The organism is Kitasatospora sp. NPDC048298 (assembly GCF_043201465.1).
Classification (GTDB): domain Bacteria; phylum Actinomycetota; class Actinomycetes; order Streptomycetales; family Streptomycetaceae; genus Kitasatospora.
The window spans coordinates 105,966-130,058 of sequence record NZ_JBICYZ010000018.1; the positions used below are offsets into that span (position 1 = coordinate 105,966).

The 24,093-nt window shown below is 73.9% G+C and carries 24 protein-coding genes and 3 tRNA genes; 14 read left to right on the plus strand and 13 right to left on the minus strand.

Going from position 1 to position 24,093, the window contains the following annotated elements; all coding sequences use genetic code 11:
• Positions 1-20: 20 nt before the first annotated feature.
• The gene (locus ACGF0D_RS16625) at positions 21-1,013 is read right to left on the minus strand and encodes a helix-turn-helix transcriptional regulator (protein WP_392916735.1); all 993 of its coding nucleotides are present in this window, start codon (positions 1,011-1,013) and stop codon (positions 21-23) included.
• Positions 1,014-1,114: 101 nt separating this feature from the next.
• Between ACGF0D_RS16625 and ACGF0D_RS16630 the strand changes: the two genes are divergently transcribed.
• Positions 1,115-1,693 carry a TIGR03086 family metal-binding protein gene (locus ACGF0D_RS16630; RefSeq protein WP_392916737.1) on the plus strand — a complete coding sequence of 193 codons (579 nt, stop codon included), beginning with the start codon at positions 1,115-1,117 and terminating at the stop codon, positions 1,691-1,693.
• A 67-nt stretch (positions 1,694-1,760) separates the two neighbouring features.
• Here ACGF0D_RS16630 and ACGF0D_RS16635 read toward each other — a convergent pair whose 3' ends face one another.
• Entirely contained in the window at positions 1,761-2,774 is a 1,014-nt protein-coding gene (locus ACGF0D_RS16635; RefSeq protein ID WP_392916740.1) for an aldo/keto reductase, read from the minus strand.
• Positions 2,771-3,274, minus strand: coding sequence for a MerR family transcriptional regulator (locus ACGF0D_RS16640; RefSeq protein ID WP_392869728.1), 504 nt, complete (start codon positions 3,272-3,274; stop codon positions 2,771-2,773). The genes ACGF0D_RS16635 and ACGF0D_RS16640 overlap by 4 nt, the downstream gene beginning before the upstream one ends.
• Before the next feature lie 130 nt (positions 3,275-3,404).
• On the opposite strand from ACGF0D_RS16640, the gene ACGF0D_RS16645 reads away from it, so the two are divergent.
• Entirely contained in the window at positions 3,405-4,241 is an 837-nt protein-coding gene (locus ACGF0D_RS16645; RefSeq protein ID WP_392916743.1) for a serine hydrolase domain-containing protein, read from the plus strand.
• 14 nt (positions 4,242-4,255) lie between these two features.
• On the opposite strand, the gene ACGF0D_RS16650 is transcribed toward ACGF0D_RS16645, so the two are convergent.
• Positions 4,256-5,032, minus strand: a complete 777-nt coding sequence (locus tag ACGF0D_RS16650) for a pirin family protein (RefSeq protein WP_392916746.1) — start codon at positions 5,030-5,032, stop codon at positions 4,256-4,258.
• A 224-nt stretch (positions 5,033-5,256) separates the two neighbouring features.
• Here ACGF0D_RS16650 and ACGF0D_RS16655 point away from each other — a divergent pair, with 224 nt between their 5' ends.
• The 5 genes from ACGF0D_RS16655 (at position 5,257) to fabF (ending at position 10,287) form a co-directional block, all read left to right on the plus strand.
• A complete protein-coding gene (locus tag ACGF0D_RS16655) occupies positions 5,257-6,453 on the plus strand; it encodes a PucR family transcriptional regulator (RefSeq protein WP_392870105.1) in 1,197 nt (398 codons plus the stop codon).
• A gap of 91 nt (positions 6,454-6,544) precedes the next feature.
• Positions 6,545-7,495, plus strand: a complete 951-nt coding sequence (locus tag ACGF0D_RS16660) for an ACP S-malonyltransferase (RefSeq protein ID WP_392916748.1) — start codon at positions 6,545-6,547, stop codon at positions 7,493-7,495.
• Positions 7,492-8,523, plus strand: a complete 1,032-nt coding sequence (locus ACGF0D_RS16665; RefSeq protein ID WP_392869736.1) for a beta-ketoacyl-ACP synthase III — start codon at positions 7,492-7,494, stop codon at positions 8,521-8,523. Before ACGF0D_RS16660 ends, ACGF0D_RS16665 begins: the two co-directional genes overlap by 4 nt.
• A gap of 75 nt (positions 8,524-8,598) precedes the next feature.
• Positions 8,599-8,838: an acyl carrier protein gene (locus ACGF0D_RS16670; protein ID WP_355251392.1), complete on the plus strand. Its 240-nt coding sequence runs from the start codon at positions 8,599-8,601 to the stop codon at positions 8,836-8,838.
• Between the two features lie 183 nt (positions 8,839-9,021).
• Positions 9,022-10,287 (plus strand): beta-ketoacyl-ACP synthase II, encoded by a 1,266-nt coding sequence (gene fabF / locus ACGF0D_RS16675; protein ID WP_392869738.1) that lies wholly within the window; start codon positions 9,022-9,024, stop codon positions 10,285-10,287.
• A 78-nt stretch (positions 10,288-10,365) separates the two neighbouring features.
• Here fabF and ACGF0D_RS16680 read toward each other — a convergent pair whose 3' ends face one another.
• Both ACGF0D_RS16680 and ACGF0D_RS16685 read right to left on the minus strand, forming a co-directional pair.
• Complete coding sequence (locus ACGF0D_RS16680) at positions 10,366-10,860, minus strand: DUF3145 domain-containing protein (protein ID WP_392869740.1); 495 nt, start codon at positions 10,858-10,860, stop codon at positions 10,366-10,368.
• Between the two features lie 362 nt (positions 10,861-11,222).
• Complete coding sequence (locus tag ACGF0D_RS16685) at positions 11,223-12,251, minus strand: NADP-dependent oxidoreductase (RefSeq protein WP_392916751.1); 1,029 nt, start codon at positions 12,249-12,251, stop codon at positions 11,223-11,225.
• 137 nt (positions 12,252-12,388) lie between these two features.
• On the opposite strand from ACGF0D_RS16685, the gene ACGF0D_RS16690 reads away from it, so the two are divergent.
• Together ACGF0D_RS16690 and ACGF0D_RS16695 are read left to right on the plus strand one after the other, a co-directional pair.
• Entirely contained in the window at positions 12,389-12,853 is a 465-nt protein-coding gene (locus ACGF0D_RS16690; protein WP_392869744.1) for a MarR family winged helix-turn-helix transcriptional regulator, read from the plus strand.
• A gap of 119 nt (positions 12,854-12,972) precedes the next feature.
• Positions 12,973-14,565, plus strand: coding sequence for an LCP family protein (locus ACGF0D_RS16695; RefSeq protein WP_392916754.1), 1,593 nt, complete (start codon positions 12,973-12,975; stop codon positions 14,563-14,565).
• An 84-nt stretch (positions 14,566-14,649) separates the two neighbouring features.
• Here the strand turns inward: ACGF0D_RS16695 and ACGF0D_RS16700 are convergent, their stop codons facing one another.
• The 5 genes from ACGF0D_RS16700 to ACGF0D_RS16720 form a co-directional block, all read right to left on the minus strand.
• Positions 14,650-15,561 carry a 1-aminocyclopropane-1-carboxylate deaminase/D-cysteine desulfhydrase gene (locus ACGF0D_RS16700; protein ID WP_392916757.1) on the minus strand — a complete coding sequence of 304 codons (912 nt, stop codon included), beginning with the start codon at positions 15,559-15,561 and terminating at the stop codon, positions 14,650-14,652.
• Positions 15,562-15,668: 107 nt separating this feature from the next.
• A complete protein-coding gene (locus ACGF0D_RS16705; RefSeq protein ID WP_392916760.1) occupies positions 15,669-16,337 on the minus strand; it encodes a GPP34 family phosphoprotein in 669 nt (222 codons plus the stop codon).
• 37 nt (positions 16,338-16,374) lie between these two features.
• The gene (locus tag ACGF0D_RS16710; RefSeq protein ID WP_392869752.1) at positions 16,375-16,602 is read right to left on the minus strand and encodes a hypothetical protein; all 228 of its coding nucleotides are present in this window, start codon (positions 16,600-16,602) and stop codon (positions 16,375-16,377) included.
• 9 nt (positions 16,603-16,611) lie between these two features.
• Positions 16,612-17,559 carry an SPFH domain-containing protein gene (locus tag ACGF0D_RS16715; RefSeq protein ID WP_392916762.1) on the minus strand — a complete coding sequence of 316 codons (948 nt, stop codon included), beginning with the start codon at positions 17,557-17,559 and terminating at the stop codon, positions 16,612-16,614.
• A 321-nt stretch (positions 17,560-17,880) separates the two neighbouring features.
• Positions 17,881-17,954: transfer RNA gene (locus ACGF0D_RS16720), tRNA-Ile, on the minus strand.
• Positions 17,955-18,143: 189 nt separating this feature from the next.
• On the opposite strand from ACGF0D_RS16720, the gene ACGF0D_RS16725 reads away from it, so the two are divergent.
• Entirely contained in the window at positions 18,144-18,995 is an 852-nt protein-coding gene (locus ACGF0D_RS16725; protein ID WP_392869755.1) for a trypsin-like serine peptidase, read from the plus strand.
• A 118-nt stretch (positions 18,996-19,113) separates the two neighbouring features.
• Complete coding sequence (locus tag ACGF0D_RS16730; protein WP_392916764.1) at positions 19,114-19,860, plus strand: trypsin-like serine peptidase; 747 nt, start codon at positions 19,114-19,116, stop codon at positions 19,858-19,860.
• 126 nt (positions 19,861-19,986) lie between these two features.
• Here ACGF0D_RS16730 and ACGF0D_RS16735 read toward each other — a convergent pair.
• Positions 19,987-20,059 (minus strand) — tRNA-Asn (locus tag ACGF0D_RS16735).
• Positions 20,060-20,121: 62 nt separating this feature from the next.
• Positions 20,122-20,194, minus strand: a tRNA-Asn gene (locus tag ACGF0D_RS16740).
• Positions 20,195-20,432: 238 nt separating this feature from the next.
• Between ACGF0D_RS16740 and ACGF0D_RS16745 the strand changes: the two genes are divergently transcribed.
• The 3 genes from ACGF0D_RS16745 (at position 20,433) to ACGF0D_RS16755 (ending at position 23,854) form a co-directional block, all read left to right on the plus strand.
• Positions 20,433-20,729, plus strand: a complete 297-nt coding sequence (locus ACGF0D_RS16745; protein WP_392870108.1) for a hypothetical protein — start codon at positions 20,433-20,435, stop codon at positions 20,727-20,729.
• 169 nt (positions 20,730-20,898) lie between these two features.
• Entirely contained in the window at positions 20,899-22,332 is a 1,434-nt protein-coding gene (locus ACGF0D_RS16750; RefSeq protein ID WP_392916766.1) for an FGGY family carbohydrate kinase, read from the plus strand.
• A 118-nt stretch (positions 22,333-22,450) separates the two neighbouring features.
• On the plus strand, positions 22,451-23,854 hold the full coding sequence (locus tag ACGF0D_RS16755; protein WP_392869761.1) for a glutamate decarboxylase: 1,404 nt from the start codon (positions 22,451-22,453) through the stop codon (positions 23,852-23,854).
• The last annotated feature ends 239 nt before the right edge of the window (positions 23,855-24,093 follow it).

Genomic DNA, 24,093 nt, shown 5'->3' on the forward strand with positions numbered 1-24,093 from the left:
GGCGCCTGAACGCCCGGCGCCTAGGCACCCTGCTCCTGGTACAACCGCAGGGCGTCCGCCGCCGCCCGGGCGAGCTCCCGCCGGGCGGCCGGCGGGGCCAGCACCTCGACCTCCGCCCCGAAGGCCAGCAGCGACCGGACGGCCGCCGGGGCCGGGAAGGCCATCGCCACCTCGGCCCACTCCTCGGCCGGCCCCGCACCCGGCTCCGGCGGCGGGGCGGTGACCCGGCCGCCGTGGATGCGCAGGAACATGTCCAGCCGTCCGCGCCGAACCCGCACCCGCACCGGCACGTCCTTCGGCAGCCGCTCCACCTGCTCGCGCAGCACCGCCCAGACGTCGCCGAGCCCGACCCCGGCCCGGCGCCGCACCGCCTCCTCGGTGGTCTCGGCGGCCAGCACCCGGTCGGCCCGGAACAGCCGCGGCTCGCCGTGCAGGTCGGCCACCAGGTACCAGACCGCGGCCTTGCTCACCAGCCCGTACGGGTCGACGGTGTACTCCACCGGCGCGGGCGTGCCGCCGTGCCGGTAGCGCAGCCGCAGCCGCCGGTCCGCGAAGACGGCGTACTGCAGTTCGCCGAGGTCCGGCCCGGCGGCGGGGCCGGCCGCGCCTGGGGTCTGCATCCAGCGGGCCGGGTCGACCAGGATCCGCTCGCTGATCCGCTCGGCGCCGGGCCGGTGCGGGGCCGGCAGCGCCGCCATCACCTTGCGCAGCGCCGAGCCGAGCGCGCCGTCCAGCCCGAGGTCGCTGTGCGCGCCCTGGGCGGAGAGCACGAACAGCGCCCTGGCCTCGTCCGCGGTCAGGCCGGTGACGTCGGTGCGGTAGCCGGGCAGCAGGCCGATGCCGCCGTGCCGCCCGCGTTCGGTGAACACCGGCACCCCGGCGGCGGAGAGCGACTCGACGTCGCGGTAGATGGTGCGGACGGACACCTCCAGCCGCTCGGCGAGTTCGGTGGCGGACACCTGGCCGCGGGTCTGGAGCAGCAGGAGGATCGAGAGCAGGCGGTCGGCCTTCATGCACCAAGAATCCCAGTAATCCTGACGGCAACTGTCAGGTTTTACTGGGAGATTGCGTTCCGAGCCCGAAAAACCACCCGACACCAGGGAGTTGAGCACGGATGACCGCCGTCCAGGATGCCCGCCCGCAGTACCGCAGCGCCCTCGACCAGCTGGAGAAGCTGTTCGCCACGATCACCCCGGCCGACCTCGAACGGCCCACGCCCTGCCCCGAGTTCACCCTGCGCGAGCTGCTGAACCACGTGGTCGGCGGCGTCCACCGGTTCGCCTACTTGGGCGAGGGCGGCCATGCCCGGGACGCCGTGCCCGCCATCGAGGACCCCTCGGACGAGGGCTGGCCGGCCGCGCTGGGCCGCGCCCGGGCCCGGGTGACCGCCGCCTGGGCGGACGACGCCAAGCTCGGCCGCCCGACCGTCGTCCCCTGGGGCGAGGTGCCCGGCGCGGCGGCGGTGGGCGGCTACCTGATGGAGCTGGTGACCCACTCCTGGGACATCGCCGTCGCCCTGGACAACGGCTTCGCCCTGGACGACGACCTGGCGCGGACCGCGCTGGGCATCGCCGAGTCCGCGCTGCCGACCGAACGGCGGGGGCCGGGCGTCCCGTTCGCCGCCGTCCGGCCGGTCGCCGAGGACGCCGACGTGCACACCCGGCTGGCCGCCTGGACCGGCCGTACGGTCTGAACCCGACGCGGCGGGGCCGGGGAGCGCCGAACGGACTCCCCGGCCCCGCCGGGCCGTCGGCGTCCGGCTACTCGCGCGCGGCCGAGGTCGAGCTCATGTCCGCGTAGCGGTTGCCCGCCACCCGGCCGGCCACCGGCTCCAGCAGCGCCAGTTCCTCGGCGGTCAGCCGCAGCGTCGCCGCCGCGGTGTTCTCGGCGAGCCGGCTGCGCTTGCGGGTGCCCGGGATCGGCACCACGGCCAGTCCGTGCACCTCGGCCCGCTGGTGCACCCAGGCCAGCGCGACCTGGGCGAGCGTCACGCCGTGGGCCGCCGCGATCTCCCGCAGCGGGGCGAGCAGTTCGCCGTTGGCGGCGGCGTTGTCGCCGGTGAAGCGCGGGAAGTTCCGGCGGAAGTCGTCCGCCGGGAGCTCCTCGGCGTTCTGGAAGGCGCCGGTCAGGAACCCGCGCCCGAGCGGCGAGTACGGCACGAAGGCGACGCCCAGCTCCGCGGCGGCCGGCACCGCCGTGCGCTCGACGTCGCGGGCGAACACCGACCACTCGGACTGCAGCGCGGCGATCGGGTGGATCGCGTGCGCCTCGCGCAGCTCCGCCCCGGTCACCTCGGACAGGCCGAGGTGGCGCACCTTGCCGGCCTTCACCAGCTCGGCCATGGCGCCGACCGAGTCGGCCAGCGGCACGGCCGGGTCGCGGCGGTGCATGTAGTACAGGTCGATCACGTCGACGCCGAGGCGGCGCAGCGAGGCGTCGACCGCGGTCCGGATGTACTCCGGGTCGTTGCGGATGCCTCGGACGGAGGCGTCCTCCGCGGAGCGCACGATGGAGAACTTGGTGGCGAGCACCACCTTGTCCCGGTTGGCCCGGACGAAGGGGCCGATCAGCTCCTCGTTGCGGCCGGAGCCGTACATGTCGGCGGTGTCGAAGAGGGTGACGCCGGCCTCCAGGGCGGCGTCCAGGGTGGCGAGCGCCTCACCGGTGTCGGTGTGGCCGTAGAACTCGCTCATGCCCATGCAGCCGAGGCCCTGGACGCCCACCAGCGGGCCTCCGGTGCCGAGTTCGACGGTGGGAAGGACGGTCTGAGTCATGCGCTCTGCTCTTCCTCTACACGGATGTTCTGGCATTGGACCGGGGTACCGGTGCGGTCGGCGACCTTCCCGGCATAGAGATCGATCTTGTGGTCGAGGACGGCGAGGGTGGCCTGGAGGTCCACGATCCGCTGCCGGACCTCCTCGCGCTGGGCCTCCAGGAGCAGCCGCCGGTCCTCGTAGGTCCGCTCGCCCTGGCGGGCCATGTCCACGTATTTGAGCATGTCCGCCACGGACATGCCGGTCAGCCGCAGCCGGCCCAGGAAGGCCAGCCGGTGCAGGTCGGCGTCGCAGTAGCGGCGCCGGCCCCCCGCGGCCCGGCCGACCGGGTCCAGCAGGCCGATCCGCTCGTACCAGCGCAGGGTGTGGGCGGTCAGTCCGCTGGCCGCGGCGACCTCGCTGATGGTGTGCCGCGGCGAGCGGTCCGGATCGCCGGCCGGGCTGCTGAACACCTCGGAGCAGCTGCGCAGGTCGATCTCGACGCGTTCGGGTGTGGCCATCGCTCGTTCCCCCTGTCCTGTGCGACGTGAACGACGCTACCGACTTCGAGTGCACTCCAAGCAAGCCGCTACCCGGGTGGCTCCGCCACCACCTTCTCCGGCGGATTTCCCGGCGACTAGAGTCGGGCCCATGGAGAGCTTGCGGATGATCGAGAACTGGCCGGTGCCCCATGCCGCGGCGGCCGTGGTCCGGGGGGCGGACGGCGCTGTGCTGGGCGCGCACGGGCCGCAGCAGCACCTGTTCCCGCTCGCCTCGGTCACCAAGCTGCTCACCTCGTACGCGGCGCTGGTCGCCGTCGAGGAGGGCGTGTTCGAGCTGGACGACCCGGCCGGGCCGCCCGGGGCGACCGTCCGCCACCTGCTCGCGCACACCTCCGGCCTGGGCTTCGACGAGGACCGGGTGTTCGGTGAGCCCGGCAAGCGCCGGCTCTACTCCAACGCGGGCTTCGACGCGCTGGCCCGGGCACTGTCCGAGGCCGCCGGGATCGAGTTCTCCCGCTACGTCGCCGAGGCGGTGTTCGAGCCGCTGGGCATGACGGACACCCTGCTCCACACCGCGCACAAGTCCCCGGCCGGCGCCGGCGGCCTGTCCACCGTCGCCGACCTCGCCCGGTTCGCCGCCGAGCTGCAGGCGCCCAAGCTGCTGGACCCGTCCACCGTCCTGCGGGCCACCCGCGAGGTCGCCTTCCCCGGAACCAGCGGCGTGCTGCCCGGCTACGGCCACCAGCGCCCGAACGACTGGGGCCTCGGCTTCGAGATCCGCGACGAAAAGAGCCCGCACTGGACCGGCTCCGCCAACTCCCCCGGGACCTTCGGGCACTTCGGCCAGTCCGGCACCTTCCTGTGGGTGGACCCGCGGGCCGGTGTGGCCTGCGTCGCGCTCACCGACCGGGACTTCGGCCCGTGGGCGGTCGAGGCCTGGCCGGCCTTCTCGGACGCCGTCCTGGCAGAGCTCGCGAAGGGCTGAGCCGAGCCGTACGGCTAGCCGTACGAGACCGGCGAGTGCATCTCCCAGAGCAGGAGTTCGGCGCCGGTCTCGCCCGCCGCCGGATCGGCGAAGGCCTCGCCGGTGATCCGCACGCTGTCGCCCGGCACCATCGAGCGGCCGGCGCCCTTGGGCCCGGGGACGGTCCGGTAGCCCAGCGAGCCGGCCGTCAGGTGGGCGTACCGCCAGGGCGCCTCGGGCAGCGGCGGCAGCGGCTGCCACGGCCCTGCGGTGGCCAGCCAGAGCGCGGCGTCGCCGCGGCGCAGCCGCAGGGCGTCCGTCCCGGCGTCGCGCTCCAGCCCGGAGGCCAGTAGCGTCAACCCGCCGTCCACCGGTTCCACCTTGCGCAGGCCGTACGCGGGGGGCGCGTCGAACTCGTCCGGTTGGAGCCACATCTGGACGAAGCGGACCGGACCGGTGGCACCGCCGACGTTTCGCTCGGTGTGGGTGACGCCGGAGCCGGCGCTGAGGTACTGGACCGTCCCGGGCCGGACCACCCCGCTGTGGCCCTGCGAGTCCCGGTGGGCCAGCGCGCCCTCCAGCACCCAGGTGAGGATCTCGGTGTCCCGGTGCTTGTGCTCCTCGAACCCGGCCCCGGGGGCGAGGAGTTCCTCGTTGCACGCGAGCAGCGCGCCGAAGTGGGTGTTCTTCGGGTCGTAGTGGCCGGAGAAGGAGAACGCGTGCCTGGTCTCGACGCCCTCGGCCGGGGCGGAGCGGTAGCGCTCGGCGGTGCGGCGCAGGTCGGCACGGGGGCGGGCGGCGGCTTCGGTCACGCCCCCACCGTAGTGGGTGGGCATCGGAGTGTGACTCTTGCCACCGTGCCGCTCCGCCGGGGATTGTGCACGAGCAGTCACTCACGTGAGGCAGTCTTGTCCTTGTGCCAGCCGCCTCCACGAACTCCACGAACGACCCCAGCTCCAGCCCCGCACCCGACCCCACCGGGAAGAGCCCGACCGCCCGGTCGGGCCGCGACCGCCCGGGCCGCGCGGCGCCCCGCCTGACCGCGCAGGAGCGCAGAAACGCCGCCGAGCGCGCCGAGCGCCGGGCGGCGACGCTCAAGCGGCTGGAGAAGTCCTCCGGCAAGCTGGCCACCGCCGCGATCTCGCGGATGGACGACCAGCTCGGCTGGTACCGGCGGATGCCGCCGGAGCACCGGTCCTGGATCGGCCTGGTCGCCCAGGCCGGCATCGCCGCGTTCACCGAGTGGTACCGCCACCCCGACGCCGCCCAGGCGATCTCCACCGACGTCTTCGGCACCGCCCCGCGCGAGCTGACCAGGGCGATCACCCTGCGCCAGACCGTCGAGCTGATCCGCACCACGATCGAGGTGATGGAGGAGGCCATCGAGGAGGTGGCCGCGCCCGGCGACGAGGCCGACATGCGCGAGTCGGTGCTGGTCTACGCCCGGGAGATCGCCTTCGCGACCGCCCAGGTGTACGCCCAGGCCGCCGAGGCGCGCGGCGCCTGGGACGCCCGCCTGGAGGCGCTGGTGGTCAACTCGCTGCTGTCCGGCGACGCCGACGAGGGCGTGCTCTCGCGGGCCGCGGCGCTCGGCTGGGGCCAGCCCAGCCAGGTCCGGGTGGTGATGGGCAGCGCGCCGGACGGCGACAGCGAGCTGGTGGTCGAGGCGATCCGCCGGGCCGCCCGCTACGCCAAGCTGAACGTGCTGACCGGGGTGCTGGGCAAGCGCCTGGTGGTCGTGGTCGGCGGCGACAAGGAGCCGGTGCACGCGGCCCGGGCGCTGATCGGCCAGTTCGCGCCGGGCCCGGTGGTGGTCGGCCCGACCGTGCCCGACCTGCTCTCCGCGACCCGCTCGGCCCACGCCGCCGCGGCCGGCCTGCGCGCCTGCGCCGCCTGGCCGGACGCCCCCCGCCCGGTGCTGGCCGACGACCTGCTGCCCGAGCGGGCGCTGGCCGGCGACCAGGCCGCGCGCCGTCAGCTGGTGGAGGAGATCTACACACCGCTGGACGAGGCCGGCTCCGCCCTGCTGGAGACGCTGAGCGTCTACCTGGAGCAGGCCTCCTCGCTGGAGGGCGCGGCCCGGATGCTCTTTGTGCACCCCAACACGGTGCGCTACCGGCTGCGACGTGTGACTGACGTCACGGGGTACGCCCCCTCCGACGTACGTTCGGCGTTCACGCTGCGGATCGCGCTGGCCCTCGGCCGGCTGGGCGCCGTCGGAGAGCCCGGCTGAGCCGGAGTGTAGGGACCATACAATCCCGGATGGTTTTCTTCGTTACCGTCGCCTACCCGCCCCTGGGCGCCTGGCGAGAGAGGGTTGAACCGTGCTCGTAATCGTCGCCCCTGGACAGGGTGCCCAGTCCCCCGGTTTCCTCAGCCCCTGGCTGGAGCTCGACGGCGTCGCCGACCGCCTGCGCGGCTGGTCGGAGGTCGCCGGGCTCGACCTGGTGCACGCCGGCACCGAGGCGTCCGCCGAGGAGATCAAGGACACCGCCGTCGCCCAGCCGCTGCTGGTCGCCGCCGGTCTGGTGACCGCCCGGGAGCTGTTCCCGGACGAGGACGCCGCCCGCAAGCTGGTCGGCGCCGTGGCCGGCCACAGCGTCGGTGAGATCACCGCCGCCGCCGGCGCCGGAGTGCTCACCGCCCACGACGCGCTGACCTTCGTGCGCGAGCGCGGCCAGGCCATGGCCGAGGCCGCCGCCGTCACCGAGACCGGCATGCTCGCCGTGCTCGGCGGCGAGCCGGAGGAGGTCGCGGCGAAGCTCGCCGAGCACGGCCTGACCGCGGCCAACAACAACGGCGGCGGCCAGATCGTCGCCGCCGGCACGCTGGCCCAGCTGGAGGCACTGAAGGCGGACCCGCCGGAGCGCGCCAAGCTGATCACCCTCAAGGTGGCCGGTGCCTTCCACACCGAGCACATGGCCCCGGGCGTCGAGCGGCTGGGCAAGCTGGCCCCGACCCTGACCGCGGCCGACCCGCTGGTCCGCTACGTCTCCAACCGGGACGGCGCGGTCGTGGAGTCCGGCGCCGAGGTGCTCTCGCGCCTGGTGTCGCAGGTCTCCAACCCCGTCCGCTGGGACCTCTGCATGGAGACCCTCGGGCAGCTGGGCGCGACGGCCGTGATCGAGCTGTCCCCCGCGGGCACCCTCACCGGACTGCTCAAGCGCAACCTCAAGGGTGTGGCCACGCTCGCCCTCAAGACCCCCGCCGATCTCGACAAGGCCCGCGCGCTCGTCGCGGAGCACGGCGGTCAGGAGCAGGAGACCCAGGCATGACCAAGCCCCAGATCCGCCCGGTGAACGGCGCGCAGTACGCGCGCATCCACGGCGTCGGCGGCTACCGTCCGGTCCGGGTCATCCCCAACTCCGAGGTCCTGGAGTGGATCGACTCCTCGGACGAGTGGATCCGCACCCGCAGCGGGATCGCCGAGCGCCGCTGGGCCGGCCCGGACGAGTCCGTCGCCGAGATGTCGGTCCAGGCGGCCGGCAAGGCCATCGCCCAGGCCGGGATCACCGCCGACCAGATCGGCGGCGTGATCGTCTCGACCGTCTCGCACTTCAAGCAGACCCCCGCGATCGCCACCGAGATCGCCGAGCGGCTCGGCTGCGGCACCGCCCCGGCCTTCGACATCTCGGCCGCCTGCGCCGGCTTCGGCTACGGCCTGGGCCTGGCCGACGGCATGATCCGCGGCGGCAACGCCGAGTACGTGCTGGTCATCGGCGTCGAGCGGCTCAGCGACCTGACCGACAAGTCGGACCGCTCCACCGCCTTCATCTTCGGCGACGGCGCCGGCGCCGCGATCGTCGGCCCGTCCGACACGCCCGGCATCGGCAAGCTGATCTGGGGCTCGGACGGCTCGCAGGCCGAGCTGATCACCCAGACCCAGGCCTGGGACACCGCCTTCGCCAAGTCCGACGCCGTCAACGGCGCGGGCGAGGAGACGAAGTGGCCGGCCCTGAAGATGGACGGCCAGCCGGTCTTCCGCTGGGCCGTGTGGGAGATGGCCAAGGTGGCCCAGCAGGCGCTGGACGCCGCCGGGATCACCGCCGACCAGCTCGGCGCGTTCATCCCCCACCAGGCCAACATGCGGATCACGGATGCCATGATCAAGGCGCTCAAGCTGCCGGATTCGGTGCCTGTCGCCCGCGACATCGCCGAGACCGGCAACACCTCCGCCGCCTCCATCCCGCTGGCGATGGAGCGCATGCTGGAGAGCGGTGAGGCCCACAGCGGGGACCTGGCCCTGATCATCGGGTTCGGGGCGGGTCTCGTCTACGCCGCCGCAGTCGTTACTCTCCCCTAGGCGCGTTCGCGCCATCCACAAGCCTGTGTCCGGCCGCCGGCCGGACACGTTCAACACCGAAGAGGAGCAGCCAGTATGGCTACCAAGGACGAGGTCCTGGAAGGTCTCGCCGAGATCGTCAACGAGATCGCCGGTATCCCGACCGAGGACGTCCAGCTCGACAAGTCCTTCACCGACGACCTGGACGTCGACTCGCTGTCCATGGTCGAAGTCGTCGTGGCCGCCGAGGAGCGCTTCGACGTCAAGATCCCGGACGACGAGGTCAAGAACCTGAAGACCGTCGGCGACGCGGTGGACTACATCCTCAACGCCTGAGCGACCGACTCGTTCGACTCGGCCAGCCCGTCCGGCGTCCCGTACGCCGGCCCGGGCTGACCGGTCGGCCGGGCTCGTAGAGCCTGGCCGACCTCTCCGGCCGGGACGCCCTCACCGGGCGCCCGGCCGGGCCCATCCTCGGCACGCCGCCGACCCCCGCACACGTGAGAGAAGAAGAAACCAGTGACCGCTGAAAATCGCACCGTGGTCGTCACGGGTATCGGCGCCTTCACGCCGCTGGGCGCCGACGCCGCCAGCACCTGGGAGAACCTGGTCGCGGGCACGTCCGGCGTGGCGGCCCTGACCGAGGAGTGGGCCGAGGACCTGCCGGTGAAGATCGCGGCGCGGACCGCCGTCGAGCCCGGCGACATCCTTCCCCGCCCGCTGGCCCGCAAGCTGGACCGCTCGGCCCAGTTCGCGCTGATCGCCGCCCGCGAGGCCTGGGCCGACGCCGGCTTCGAGACCCCCGCCACCGACGAGTCCTCCAAGCTCGCCCCCGAGCGCCTGGGCACCGTCATCGCCTCCGGCATCGGCGGCGTGACCACCCTCCTCGACCAGTACGACGTGCTGAAGGAGAAGGGCGCCCGCAAGGTCTCCCCGCACACCGTCCCGATGCTGATGCCCAACTCCCCGGCGGCCAACGTCGGCCTGGAGGTCGGCGCCCGCGCGGGCGTGCACACCCCTGTCTCCGCCTGCGCCTCCGGCGCCGAGGCGATCGGCTACGCGATCGAGATGATCCGCACCGGCCGCGCCGACGTCGTGGTGGCCGGCGGCACCGAGGCGGCGATCCACCCGCTGCCGATCGCCGCGTTCGCCAACATGATGGCGATGTCCAAGAAGAACGACGACCCCCAGCGCGCCTCCCGCCCGTACGACAAGGCCCGCGACGGCTTCGTGCTGGGCGAGGGCGCCGGCGTGGTCGTGCTGGAGTCCGTCGAGCACGCCGAGGCGCGCGGCGCCCGGATCTACTGCGAGGCCGTGGGCCAGGGCCTGTCCTCGGACGCCCACCACATCGCCCAGCCCGAGCCGACCGGCGCCGGCGTGGCCCGCGCGCTGGCCGACCTGTTCGAGCGCAACGAGCTGGACAAGGCCGAGATCGTGCACGTCAACGCGCACGCCACCTCGACCCCGCAGGGCGACACCGCCGAGCTGAAGGCGCTGCGCAAGGAACTGGGCGACGACCTCGACCACATCGCCGTCTCGGCCACCAAGTCGATGACCGGTCACCTGCTGGGCGGCGCCGGCGGCGTCGAGACCGTCGCCACCGTGCTGGCCCTGCACCACCGGGTCGCCCCGCCGACCATCAACGTGGACGAGCTGGACGACGACGTGGACGCCGACATCGTCCGCGGCGAGGCCCGCAAGCTGCCCGAGGGCCGGATCGCCGCGCTGAACAACTCGTTCGGCTTCGGCGGCCACAACGTGGTGCTGGCCTTCCGCACCCGCTGACGCCCACGACGAAGGGGCCGGCGCTCTCCGCGAGCGCCGGCCCCTTCGCACGTCCCCGGCACTGCCCCGGGGCGGGCCTCAGACCACCTGGTGCAGCCAGCGCACCGGCGCGCCCTCGCCCGCGTACCGGAACGGCTCCAACTCGTCGTCCCAGGGCTTGCCGAGCAGCCGGGCGACCTCGGCCTCCAGGTCGGCCCCCTCGCTGCGGGCGCGCACCAGGACGGCGCGCAACCGGTCCTCGGGGATCAGGATGTCGCCGTGGATGCCGGTGACGGCATGGAAGATGCCCAGCGAGGGCGTGCTGCTGTACCGCTCCCCCTCCGCCGTGGCGCAGGGCTCGCTGGTCACCTCGTACCGCATCAACTGCCAGCCGCGCAGCGCGGAGGCGAGCTTCGAGGCCGTACCGGGCTCCCCCTGCCAGGAGAGTTCGGCGCGCCAGTGCCCGGGTGCGGCCGGCTGGCGGATCCAGTCCAGGCTCACCCGCACACCGAGCACCCCCGCGACGGCCCACTCGACGTGCGGGCACAGCGCGCGGGGCGCGGAGTGGACGTACAGGACTCCACGTGTCGTCACCGGGACCTCCAGGCTGTGGACGAGGGTCGCCTTCCCCAGCTGCCTCGTGCCTGCAGTTGATCCGCAGTTACTCACGTTAGCTGACATTAAGCTACTAAATTGAGCAAAACGGACAGGCTTTCGCTCAATGCTAGTCGAATCCTCAACGAGGTCTACCCCTCGGCCGGATCTCTCCCCCGAACGGCCCCATCACCGGCTGAACCACCGTACCGCGCGGCGCCACAGGATGGATGACGCACTTTCGGATCCGGCCGGAATGCGGTAGTGCAGCCCCGGCACCCGCGCCCGGCGGCGGTCCGCCCGTGACGAACGCCCCGCCGCCCGGTCGGGGCGGCGGGGCGGTCAGGATGCCTGACGGTCCGTCAGTCACCCAGGCGGACGACCATCTTGCCGGTGTTGACGCCGCGCAGCAGGTCGAGGAAGGCCTCGGCGGCGTTCTCGACGCCGTCCACCACGGTCTCCTCGGTGCGCAGTTCACCGGACTTCAACCAGCCGGCCACCTCCGCGACGAACTGCTGCTGGAGCCCGGCGTGGTCGCGCACCAGCATGCCCTCCAGGCGCAGCCGCTTGCCGATGGCGAGCGCGAGGTTGCGCGGGGCGGCGGGCGCGGCGGTGTCGTTGTACTGGGCGATCGCGCCGCAGAGCACCGCGCGGCCGTGCACGTTCAACGCGCCGATCGCGGCCTCCAGGTGGTCGCCGCCGACGTTGTCGAAGTAGAGGTCGATGCCGTCCGGGGCGGCCTGGGCGAGCTGCTCGGCGACCGGGGCGTCCTTGTAGTTGAAGGCCGCGTCGAAGCCGTACTCGTCCACCAGCTTGGCCACCTTCTCCGCCGAGCCGGCCGAACCGACCACCAGCGAGGCGCCCTTGAGCCTGGCGATCTGGCCGACCAGCGAACCGACCGCGCCGGCCGCGCCGGAGACGAAGACCCTGTCGCCCTCCTTGAGGCCGCCGACGGCCAGCAGGCCGGAGTAGGCGGTCAGGCCGGGCATGCCGAGCACGCCGAGGTAGGCGGAGAGCGGGGCGGCGGCCGGGTCGACCTTGACCGCGTGCCGGGCATCCAGCGTCGCGTACTCGCGCCAGCCGAGCCCGTGCAGCACCACGTCCCCCGGGGCGAAGCCCTCGGCCCCGGAGGCGACGACGTGACCGACCGCGCCGCCGTCCATGGCCTGGCCCAGCTGGAACGGCGGGACGTACGACTTCACGTCGTTCATCCGGCCGCGCATGTACGGGTCCACCGAGAGGTAGGCGTTGCGGACCAGGATCTCGCCCGGGCCCGGGGTGCGGACCGGGGCCTCGACCAGGGCGAAGTCGGCCGGCACCGGCCAGCCCTGCGGGCGGGCGACGAGGTGCCATTCACGGGCGGTCGCGGGGGCGGCGGCCTGCTCTGCCATGGGTGTGCTCCTTGCGGTTCGGGGGCGGGTCGGGACGCGGGTTCGAATGAAGTTCGAACGCCTGAAAGGTTGAGCAACTGAAGTAACGATGGGCATGAAAGGTTCACGTTGTCAACTTTTCAGGTAGACTCTCGACCATGGACACCCAGCCGATCGAGGACGCCGCGCCGCAGCCCGACGAGATCACCCGCGAGGTCGTCGACCTGATGGCCAACCTGGTCGCGCTGTTCCACCGCGAGTACGAGGACGCCGCCGCCGCCCGCTCGCTCACCGGCGCCCAGGCCAAGGTGCTCGCCCTGCTGCGGCGCGGGCCGATGCCGATGCGCCAGATCGCCCAGACGCTCAGCTGCGAGCCCTCCAACATCACCGGCATCGTCGACCGGCTCGAATCCCGCGGCTTCGTCACCCGCGAGGCCGACCGGCACGACCGCCGGGTCAAGCTGGTCGCCGCCACCGACACCGGCTCGGCCGCCTCCGAGGAGCTCCGCGAGTCGCTGAACTTCGCCCGCGAGCCGCTGGCCGCGCTCGGCCCGGACGAGCGGACGGCGCTGCGCGACCTGCTCCGCAGGATGCTCGCGGGCGCCTCCGGCCCCGGCGCGTGACCAGCATCACAGGACCCCGGGGCTGCTCGTAGGCCCCGGGGGGGTAACCGAACCGCCTCCCGGAACGTCTAACGTTCGAACATCGAACGCGAGAGACCTGAAGACGGGGGGCACGGAGGATGAGCAGCAGCACGCGCCGGCGCCGCTACCTGCGGACCGCCATCGGCCTGGCCGCCGTACTGGTGCTGTCGGTGGTGGGCGCCGGAGCCTGGTTCTACCACCGGCTGGACAACAACATCACCACCTTCGACCCGGGCGGCGTCGCCACCGAGCGCCCGCCGGCCCCCGTCCCGGCCAGCCCGGGCGCCTCCGTACCGGTCAACGTGCTGCTGCTCGGCTCGGACACCCGCGACGAGGGCAACGACTCGCTGGGCGGCGGCGACGAGGGCGTCGGCCACTCGGACACCGCGATCCTGGTGCACATCTACGCCGACCACAAGCACGCCGTCGGCGTCTCGATCCCCCGCGACACCCTGGTCACCATCCCGTCCTGCAAGCTGCCGAACGGCACCTGGACGGCGCCGAAGACCGACCAGATGTTCAACTCCGCCTTCACCGTGGGCCTGGCCGAGAAGGGCAACCCGGCCTGCACCCAGAACACCGTGGAGAAGCTCACCGGACTGCGGGTCGACCACACCGTCGTGGTCGACTTCAAGGGCGCGGCCGCGATGTCCGACGCCGTGGGCGGCGTGGACGCCTGCGTCCCCAACGACGTCAACGAGTACGGCATACACCTCAAGAAGGGCCTCCAGAAGCTCTCCGGGCAGTCCGCGGTGGACTACCTGCGGGCCCGCCACGGCATCGGCGACAACTCCGACATAGGCCGGATGAAGCGTCAGCAGGCCTTCCTCTCCTCGATGATCAAGAAGGTGCAGGGCCAGGGCTTCTCGCTGCCCACCCTGCTGCCGCTGGCCGACGCGGCCACCAAGTCGCTCACTGTGGACGAGGGGCTGGGCACCGCGATGAAGCTGGTGGACTTCGCCCACTCGATCCAGGACATCAAGCTCTCCGACGTCTCCTTCGTCACCGCCCCCTGGCGCTTCGCCGGCGACCGGGTACGGCTGGTCCAGCCGGACGCCGACACCCTCTGGAAGCTGCTGCGCGAGGACCGCACCCTGGACGGGCAGAGCACCTCCGGGACGGGCCAGGCGGCCTCCTCCCCCACCGCCGACCCGGGCGCCGCCGCGACGGCCCCCGGCACCCCGCTCACCGCGGAGCAGGCCGCGGCGCCTATCACGGTGGTCAACGGGGTCGGCACGCCCGGCCTGGCCGGATCCGGCGCCGACACCCTCAAGGCGCGCGGCTTCCGCAACGTCACGCTGGGCCACACCTCCGCCGGGCGGCAGACCACCCGGGTCGCCTACGACCCCGCGCTGAAGGCCACCGCCGACCAGGTCGCGGCGCTCTTCCCCGGCGCCACCACGGTCGAGGAGCCCGGCACGGAGGCGATCACCGTCACCCTCGGCGCCGACTACCGCGCGGCGGGCACCCGGATCGACCCGGCGGCCGCCCCGAGCCCGGAGCCCGGCGTCCCGGCCGCCGCCACCCCGGGCGCCGCCCCCGGCAGCACCACGCCGGGCACCGCCCCGGGCGCCACCGCCGGCAGCACCCCCGGCACCGCCCCGGGCCTGCCGAGCGGCATCCCCACCGGCATAGCGGAGAACACCCGCAACGCCGACACCGACCCGTGCGCGAACCTGACCTTCGGCTGATCGCGCCCTCCCGCCGGACGGACGGCCCGCCCTCCCCGCCGAACGGCGGGAGCGCGGGCCGTCCGCGTCGGAGCCGGGGCAGCCCTACCGCGGATCCGGCAGCCCGGTGACGACGGCGGTGAGGCGGGTGCCGCGGGGGAAGGCGCCCGCCGCCGTCAGGTCGGCCAGCGCGGCGAGCAGCTTGGCGACGTAGCGGCGCTCCAGCGGGATGCCGTGGCGGCGCTCGAACCGCTCGGCGAAGGCGGCCAGTTCGGCCGGGACCCTGCCGTAGCCGCCGCCGTGGTGCGCGTGGTCGATCCGCCAGTTGTCGAACCCCCGCCCGTAGGCGGCCCGGTGCAGCCGGGTGACCTCCGCCTCCAGGTAGCCCTCGCCGCCGCGCAGCACGGCGACCCCGAGCGCCCGGGCGCCCGCCGGCAGGCCGGCCGCGATGCCGGCCAGGGTGCCGCCGGTGCCGACCGGGCAGCAGACCACGTCCCGCTCGCCGAGACCGGGCAGTTCGGCCGGGATCGCGGCCGCGCCGACGGCGGCCAGCGCGTTGGAGCCGCCCTCCGGGAGCACCAGGCAGGGGCCCCAGCGGCGGAGCAGGGCATCCGTGCCGTGCTCCCCCTCGGCCCGGCCGGTGGCCTCCCGGTACTCGGCCCGGGTCAGGAACTCCAACCGCATCCCGGCCGCCTCGGCGGCCCGCAGCGACCAGTTGCGCGGCCGGCCGGCCAGCTCCTCGCCGCGGACCAGCCCGACGCTCTCCAGTCCGAGCGCCCCGGCGGCGGCCGCGACGGCCCGCAGGTGGGTCGAGTAGGCGCCGCCGAAGGTCAGCAGCCGGGTGTGGCCCTGCTCCACGGCGGCGGCCAGGTTGGGCGCCAGCTTGCGCCACTTGTTGCCGGGGACGGTCGGGTGCAGCAGGTCGTCCCGCTTCAGCCGCAACTCCACCCCGGCCCGGGTGTAGGCCTCGTCGGTGCAGTCCACCAGCGGGGTCGGCAGCAGGGCGGGTTCGAGCATCCGGCCAGCTTACGGGCCGGTACGCCCGGACGGCCGGGAGCCCGGCCACCGGACCGGTGACCGGGCTCCGCGCCCTCTTGCGGGCCGTCTCCCCCGCGGACGGCCCGTCAGCCCAGGGCCGCGCTCTCCGCCGCGTGGCCCGCCATCCGCCAGGCCAGCGCCGTGCCGAGCGCGCGCGGGACCGGGCCGGCCGCCGGGGTCAGCTTCGCGATCCGGCCCCGGTGCTCCCGGCGCTGCCTGCCGTTCAGGACCGAGCCGAGCCGGCCCGCCGCGACCAGGGCGGTCAGCGCCGCGTCGGCCGGGTCGACCCGGCTGAGCGGCCCGGTCAGCGCCCCGGTGACGGAGGCCGCCAGCGCCTCGCGGACCCCCGGGTCCGCCAGGGTGACCAGGGTCACCGGGAACAGCCCGGCCGCCCGGTGCGACCGGAGGGTGAGCCGGCCGGAGTCCGCCAGACCGTCCCGGACCCGGCGGACCGGCTGGTCGCGGCCGGTGCTCCTGGCGCGGCTGACCCAGGAGTTCCAGCTGTGCGGCCGGCTCTCCCTGATCTGGCCCAACAGACGGGCGCTGTACGGGTCGAGGCCCTCCTCGGCCGCGCCGCCGCGGACCCGGGCGACGGCCTTGCGGCCCTCCTCGTACAGCAGGCCCCGGCGCAGCAGCTCGGTCAGCGCCGCCGCCTGGAGCAGCAGGTTGAGCGAGGAGTTCCGGGTGGTGCGCTCGCGCCGCGGGTCGTAGGCGAGCAGGTACAGCTTCTCGGGCAGGTTGCTGGGCAGGTCCATCTCGGTCTCCGAAGGTTCTCTGAGCCCCGGCCCGCGGTCAGTCCTCGCCGGACTCGCCGCTCTCCGGGCTCTCCTTGGGGGGGCGGCCGCGCCGGGGAAGCCTGGCCGCGCCGCTGGGCATCCGTCCCGCGTCGGTGAGGGCGCGGCGGAGCAGGAACTCGATCTGGGCGTTGGTGCTGCGCAGTTCGTCCCCGGCCCATCTGGCCAGCGCGTCGTGAACTGAAGGGTCCAGTCGCAACAGGATCTTCTTCCGTTCCGTCGCCAAGGCCTCGCCTTACTGGTAGAGGGAGCCCGTGTTCACGACGGGCTGGGTGCCGCGGTCACCGCAGAGCACCACCAGGAGGTTGCTCACCATGGCGGCCTTGCGCTCCTCGTCCAAGTCCACGACATCGCGTTCGGCGAGCCGGTCCAACGCCTCCTCGACCATACCGACGGCGCCCTCGACGATCAGCCTGCGCGCCGCCACCACGGCCCCGGCCTGCTGGCGCTGGAGCATCACCTGGGCGACCTCCGGAGCGTACGCGAGCCTGGTGATCCGCGACTCGATGACCCGCACCCCGGCCGAGGCGACCCGGGCGGAGATCTCGGCGGAGAGCTTGCGGGCGATCTCGTCCGCGCCGTCGCGCAGCGACAACTGGCCCTCGTGGTGGGCGTCGTAGGGGTAGCTGGTGGCGATGTGCCGTACGGCCGTCTCGGTCTGGATGGCGACGAAGTCGGCGTAGTCGTCCACCTCGAACACCGCCATCGCGGTGTCCTCGACCTGCCAGACCACCACGGCGGCCATCTCGATCGGGTTGCCGTCCGCGTCGTTGACCTTGGTGGTCTCGGTCTCGTGGTTGCGGATCCGGGTGGAGATCCGGCGCCGGCTGGTGAACGGGTTCAGCCAGGTCAGGCCCTCGGCGCGGACGGTGCCGCGGTAGCGCCCGAGCAGCTGGACCACCCGGGCCTGGCCGGGCGAGACCACCGTCAGCCCGCACATCAGCAGCACCGAGCCGAGCACCAGCAGCGGTCCGACGACCACCAGGGCGATGCCCAACCCGTTGGCCTTCACGGACAGTTGGGCCGCGCCGACGACGAACGAGCCGATTCCGGCGAGCAGGCCGAGCAGGGTGCCGCCGAGCACCGGCAGGCCGGCCGCCCCGGTGATGGCCCGTTCGGTGAACTTGGGGACCGGGAGGTCCAGGACAGGGCCGTCCTCGACGGTGGAACGCGGTGTGGTCATGGGACCGACTCCCCCCAATGGTGATGTCCGCTGCGCGGGTGCCCGCTTCAGCTGTCAAAGTGATATCACTTTTTGCGCGCACGGCGCCAGCGTCCGGCAACGGGGAAAGGGGGGAAGAGCGCCGCGGGGAGGCGACGGACAGGCGTCAGGGAGGGTCGGGGCCGATGCCCACGGGCGGGTGAATTCCGGCGCGCCACCCGGGAAAGGGGATGGCCGCGGCCTAGACTCTGCGACGTCGCAGGCGGTGAAAGGGCGGCGGGGCTCCGGCTCGGTGGCCCGCCCGCGAAAGGCTCGTACGACGCTCGTCGCACATCGAGAAGGTGGGGCGGGTGGGACTCGAACCCACGACCAAGGGATTATGAGTCCCCTGCTCTAACCGGCTGAGCTACCGCCCCGGTTCGCCGCACGCGCCGGTCGTCGGCACGGCAGCAGCAGACGGCCCCAGCGAGGCCGTCCCGGGCAGCATAGCCGGTCGATCACCCGTGGTGCGCGCCGGGGGCGCAGCTGGGTACGCGACGGTGCTCGACTCCCGGTCGGCCCAGCCCGGGTGGCGGCGGGGCGTCCGTCCGGGGCAGCCTGGACGGATGACGACACGCGGGAGGGGAGCGGCGGCCGCGGCGCTCGCACTGGTGCTGACCGCGGCGGGCTGCACCACCGCGGCGGGGCCGGGCGGGAGCGCCCCGACCGTCACCTCGGCGCCGCCCACCGCCGCCTCCGCCGACAGCCACGGCTGGAACCGACAGCGGCTCAGGAGCGCGGCCGACCGGCACACCGGCGTCACCCGCACCGCCAAGCCCACCGTGCTCAACGGCCTGGTCGGCGCGGTGTTCACGCGCAACGCCGACGGCGACCACTTCTGCACCGCCAGCGTGGTCGACAGCGCCGGGCTCAACCTCGTCGTCACGGCCGCCCACTGCGTCTGGGACCCCAGGCTCGGCCGGCGCAGCGACCTGGTCTTCGTCCCCGGCTACCGCGACGGCGACACCCCCAGCGGCGTCTGGCCACTGCTGGCCGTCACCGTGGACGACGGCTGGAACGACCACGCCGACCCGGACGCGGACGTCGCCTTCGCGATCGTCCAGGCGCAGAACGGGCTGCAGGTCCAACAGGTGCTCGGCGCCAACCGGCTCGGCGTCAACCGGGGCTACCGGCTCCCGGTGAAGGTCACCGGCTACCCGAGCAGCAGCGGCGTCCCGATCACCTGCTCCAACACCACCACCCAGCAGAGCCCCACCCAGCTGCGGATCGACTGCCCCGACTACACCGGCGGCACCAGCGGCAGCCCCTGGGTCACCGACTTCGACCCGGCCACCAGGACCGGCACCGTGGTCGGCGTGATCGGCGGCTACCAGGAGGGCGGCAACAGCCCGGACACCTCGTACAGCAGCTACTTCGGCGACCGCGTCCAGGCCCTGTACGACCGCGCCACCGGGTGACCGGCGGCGGGCCCGACACGCGGCAGTGGCGCCGCCGGGCACGGCCTGGTAGATCTTCCTCACGAACGGCGGAACGCACGGCCCCGGTGCCCGCCCCGAGGAACGAGACGGAGCCCCGATGGCCCCCCGCCCGGCCCGGCCCGCGCGCACGGCTCGAACGGCCGCGCTGGCCGCCCTGCTGCTGGCCGCCGGCACCGCGTGCGGCGGGCAGGACGGGGCGCCCACCGCCGAGGTGGCGCAGCAGAGCCCGGCCGGGGACCGGGTGGGCACCCTCTCCATCCGCACCGCGCAGGGCCCGCGGGCCTGCACCGCGAGCGTGGTGCACAGCCCCCGGGGCAACCTGCTGGTCACCGCGGCGCACTGCGTGCAGAGCCGGCGGATCGGCCTGCTGGACGGCCTGGTGTTCACCCCCGGGTACCGCAACGGGTACACCCCGTACGGGACTTGGCCGGTGAAGGCGATCACGGTGGACCCGCGCTGGGAGACCGAGGACGACCCCGAGTACGACGTGGCCTTCGTCACGGTGGGCATGCTCGACGGCCGGGAGATCGAGGACACGGTCGGCGGCAACCCGCTCGGCACCGGCCAGGGCTTCGGGCTGTCCGTCTCGGTCACCGGCTACCCGAACGAGAGCGACGAGCCGATCACCTGCGCGGTCCGGACCAGCTCGCAGAGCCCCACCCAGGAGCGCTTCGACTGCGGCGGCTACACCGACGGCACCAGCGGCAGCCCGTGGGTCACCGCGAACGGCGCGGTGGTCGGCGTGATCGGCGGCTACCAGGAGGGCGGGGACACCCCCGGCACCTCGTACAGCGTCGCCTTCGACCAGCGGGTCGCCGACCTCTACCGGAAGGCGACCACCTGACCCGGCGACCCGCCGGGGGCGGTGTCGCGTACGTCACTCCGCGAAACCGGACGACGGAAACACGAAGGCCCCCCGGTCGACCGAGGGGCCTTCGCTCTGAGCAGTCACCGGGCGGACCCGGTGCAGCTCCCGCAATTGGACTCGAACCAATAACCTGCCGATTAACAGTCGGCTGCTCTGCCAATTGAGCTATGCGGGATCGCGGCACTCGACTTCCGTACCACGGACGGGAACCGGACCCCAAAGGGACCTCTTCCCGAGCTCCCCCAATTGGACTCGAACCAATAACCTGCCGATTAACAGTCGGCTGCTCTGCCAATTGAGCTATGGGGGATCGGCTTCCGCTCCGGCCCCCGGTCTCCCGGGCTCCTCGGCGCTCGCTGCGGGACATACATTAGCGCACTCGGGGGGGTGGTCCGCCAATCGCTTTCCCGGCTTGCCGCCCGGCTGCCGCCCGGCGCGCCCCGCGCGCGCCCGCCGACGGGGGCGGGGATGCTGGGGCGCGGACGGTTCGCCGTCCCGACTGACGGGTAGGGCAATGCGGCAGAAGCCGCCAGGAGAGGGTGGATCCGATCATGTGGAAGCTGTCGTTGGCCGCGGGTTTCGCGGCCGGCTACGTCCTGGGCTCGCGGGCCGGGCGCCAGCGCTACGAACAGATCGCCAAGGTCACCCGGCAGATCGCCCGGAACCCCGCGGTCCAGGGCGCGACCGACCGGGCCCGGCAGCAGGCCGGAGCGGTGGCCGGGAAGGCGGCCGGCGCGGTCGCGGACCGGGTCGGCGACCGGCTGCCGAACGCCGTCACCGACCGGGTGCCGTACCTCAACCGCTCCCGGACGGAGGACGACGGCTGGGGCACGTTCCGCCCGTGACGGCGCGCCTGGGACGTGTGTCACGTGACACACGTCCCCGGCGGCCTACCTCCCGTCCGTGACGGGACGGTGACCACAGGGCGAAGCGAAACCCCACCCGGGGTCGCGAAGCGGCAACGGCCCGCCCGGCCCGGACGCGTCCCGGGTCCGGCTGAGGCATGATCTCGGCATGGCCATCGTCGCGGGGATAGACAGCTCGACCAACCGCACCCGGATCGTGGCGTGCGACGCCGACACCGGAGCCGTCCTGCGCTCCGGCAAGGCGCCCCATCCCGTCCCCGAGGACCAGGACCTGCGCCCGGGCGAGGCCGACCCCCAGGTCTGGCTGCACTCGCTCGGCGACGCCGCGACCGGCGGCCTGCTGGAGGGCGTCCGGGCGATCGGGGTCAGCGCCCAGCAGCACGGGATGATCGGCCTGGACGCCGGCGGGGTGCAGGTCCGGCCCGCGATCCTGTGGAACGACCCGCGCTCCAGCGGCGCCGCCGCCAAACTGCTGGACGCCTTCGGCGGCGCGGCCGCCTGGACCGCCGCGATCGGCGCCGTGCCCGCCCCCACGTACACCATCGCCAAGCTGCGCTGGCTGGCCGAGTTCGAGCCGGCCAACGCCCGCCGGGTCGCCGAGGTGCTGCTGCCGCACGACTGGCTGGTCTGGCAGCTGCTCGGCCACCCCAAGCGCCGCACCACCGACCGCGGCGACGCCTCCGGCACCGGCTACTGGTCGCCGATCACCGGCGAGTACCGGCAGGACCTGGTGGAGCTGGCGCTCGGCCACGAACTCCGGCTGCCCGACGTCCTGCCCCCGGCGGAGCCCGCCGGGCACACCCCCGAGGGCCTGCTGATCTCGGCCGGCACCGGGGACAACATGGCCGCCGCGCTGGGCCTGGGCCTCGGCCCGGGCGACGCGGTGGTCTCGCTCGGCAGCGCCGGGACGATCTTCGCGGTGCACGAGGAGGCCGTGGTGGACGCCTCCGGCCTGGTCTCCTCCTTCGCCGACGCCAGCGGCCGGCACCTGCCGATGGTCGCCACCCTCAACGCCGCCCAGGTGCTGCGCTCCACCGCCGCCCTGCTCGGCCGGGACCTGGAGGGCCTCAGCGACCTCGCCCTGCACTCCACCCCCGGCGCCTACGGTCTGGTGCTGCTGCCGTACCTGGACGGCGAGCGCACCCCCGCGCTGCCGCACGCGGCCGGCACCCTGACCGGCCTTCGGGCGGAGGCGATGACCCCTCAGCACCTGGCCCGGGCCGCCGTCGAGGGCATGCTGTGCAACATCGCCGACGCCCTCGACGTACTGCGCGCCCAGGGCGTCGCGGTGAAGCGGGTGTTCCTGCTCGGCACCGCAGGGCGGCTGCCCGCCGTCCGGCACATCGCCCCGATGCTGTTCGGCGTCCCGGTCGTGGTGCCGCCGCCGGGCGCCCACGCCGCCCGCGGGGCCGCCCGGCAGGCCGCCTGGGCGCTGGCGGGCACCCCGGAGCCGCCGGCCTGGGAGCTGCCGGACGCGGAGACCGTCGAGCCCGACGGGGAGCAGGACCTGGCGATCGGCTCGGCGGTGCGTCAGCAGTACCGGGCCGCCCGCGACCAGATCCACCCGGAGACCGCGGCCTGACCCCCGGGCGGGGCCGGCCCGCCCCTGGCTCGAAGCAGCCGGTGAAGATGCGTCACCCGGTGGCCGGTGGCAGCGTGGGACGGGACACGCCCACCGACGCGAAGGACGGCAGGACGCCATGGCGCTGCACAAGGGAGCCGGCGGCGACCGCCGGCTGAGCATCGGCCCGTACCCGACGATCGCCGACCCGCTGGGCTCGATGAAGCTGGCCCCGCCGCTGCACCGACTCGGCGAGGGCCCGGTCGCGGCCGACACCGCGTACCAGCTGGTCCACGACGAGCTGATGCTGGACGGCAACGCCAAGCTCAACCTGGCGACCTTCGTCACCACCTCGATGGAGGCCCAGGCCGCCCGTCTGATGGCCGAGTGCCTCGACAAGAACATGATCGACAAGGACGAGTACCCGCAAACCGCCGAGCTGGAGCGGCGCTGCGTGGCGATCCTCGCCGACCTCTGGCACGCCCCCGACCCGGACGCCACGGTCGGCTGCTCCACCACCGGCTCCAGCGAGGCCTGCATGCTGGCCGGCATGGCGCTCAAGCGCCGGTGGACGCGCCGCAACGCCGACCGCTACGCCGCCGGGGCCCGGCCCAACCTGGTGATGGGCGCCAACGTGCAGGTCTGCTGGGAGAAGTTCTGCAACTTCTGGGAGATCGAGACGCGGCTGGCGCCGATGGAGGGCACCCGCTTCCACCTGGACGCCGAACAGGCGGTCGCACTGTGCGACGAGAACACCATCGGTGTGGTCGGCGTGCTCGGATCCACCTTCGACGGCTCGTACGAGCCGGTCGCGGAGATCTGCGCGGCCCTGGACGCCTTCCAGGAGCGCACCGGCATCGACGTCCCGGTGCACGTGGACGGCGCCTCCGGCGGCATGGTGGCGCCCTTCCTCGACCCGGAGCTGGTCTGGGACTTCCGGCTGCCCCGGGTGGCCTCGATCAACACCTCCGGCCACAAGTACGGCCTGGTGTACCCGGGCGTGGGCTGGGCGCTCTGGCGCGACAAGGCGGCGCTGCCTGAGGAACTGGTCTTCCGGGTCAACTACCTGGGCGGCGAGATGCCGACCTTCGCCCTCAACTTCTCCCGCCCCGGCGCCGAGGTGGTCGCCCAGTACTACATCTTCCTGCGGCTCGGCCGGGAGGGCTTCCAGGCCGTCCAGGGCGCCTGCCGCGAGGTCGCCACCTACCTGGCCGGGCAGATCGAGAAGATGGACGGCTTCCGGCTGCTGACCCGGGGCGACCAGCTGCCGGTGTTCGCCTTCACCACCGAGGAGGGCCTCCCGTTCGACGTGTTCGACGTCTCCCGGCGGCTGCGCGAGCGCGGCTGGCAGGTGCCCGCGTACACCTTCCCGGCGAACCGGGAGGACCTGTCGGTGCTCCGGGTGGTCTGCCGCAACGGCTTCTCCCGGGACCTCGCCGACCTGCTGCTGGCCGACCTCGACCGGCTGCTGCCGGAGCTGCGGCGCCAGCCCGTCCCCCTCCAGGAACTCGGGGTACCGCCCCGGCCGGGCTTCCACCACTGACCGTCCGCACGCCCCGTCCGCACACCCGGTCCGCACACCCGGTCCGCACGCCCGGGGAGAGGTCACGGCGGGGAGGGGCAGTGAAGCGCCCTCCCCGCCGGAGCGTCCCGGTCGGGGCGGGGGCGCCGCCCCCCCCCCGGCGGGCCCCGCCCCGGGGGGGGCCCGGGGCCGGGGGGGGGCCCCGCCCGGGGGGGGGGCGGGGGGGGCCACCCCCCCCCGGGGGGGGGCCCCCCCCGGCC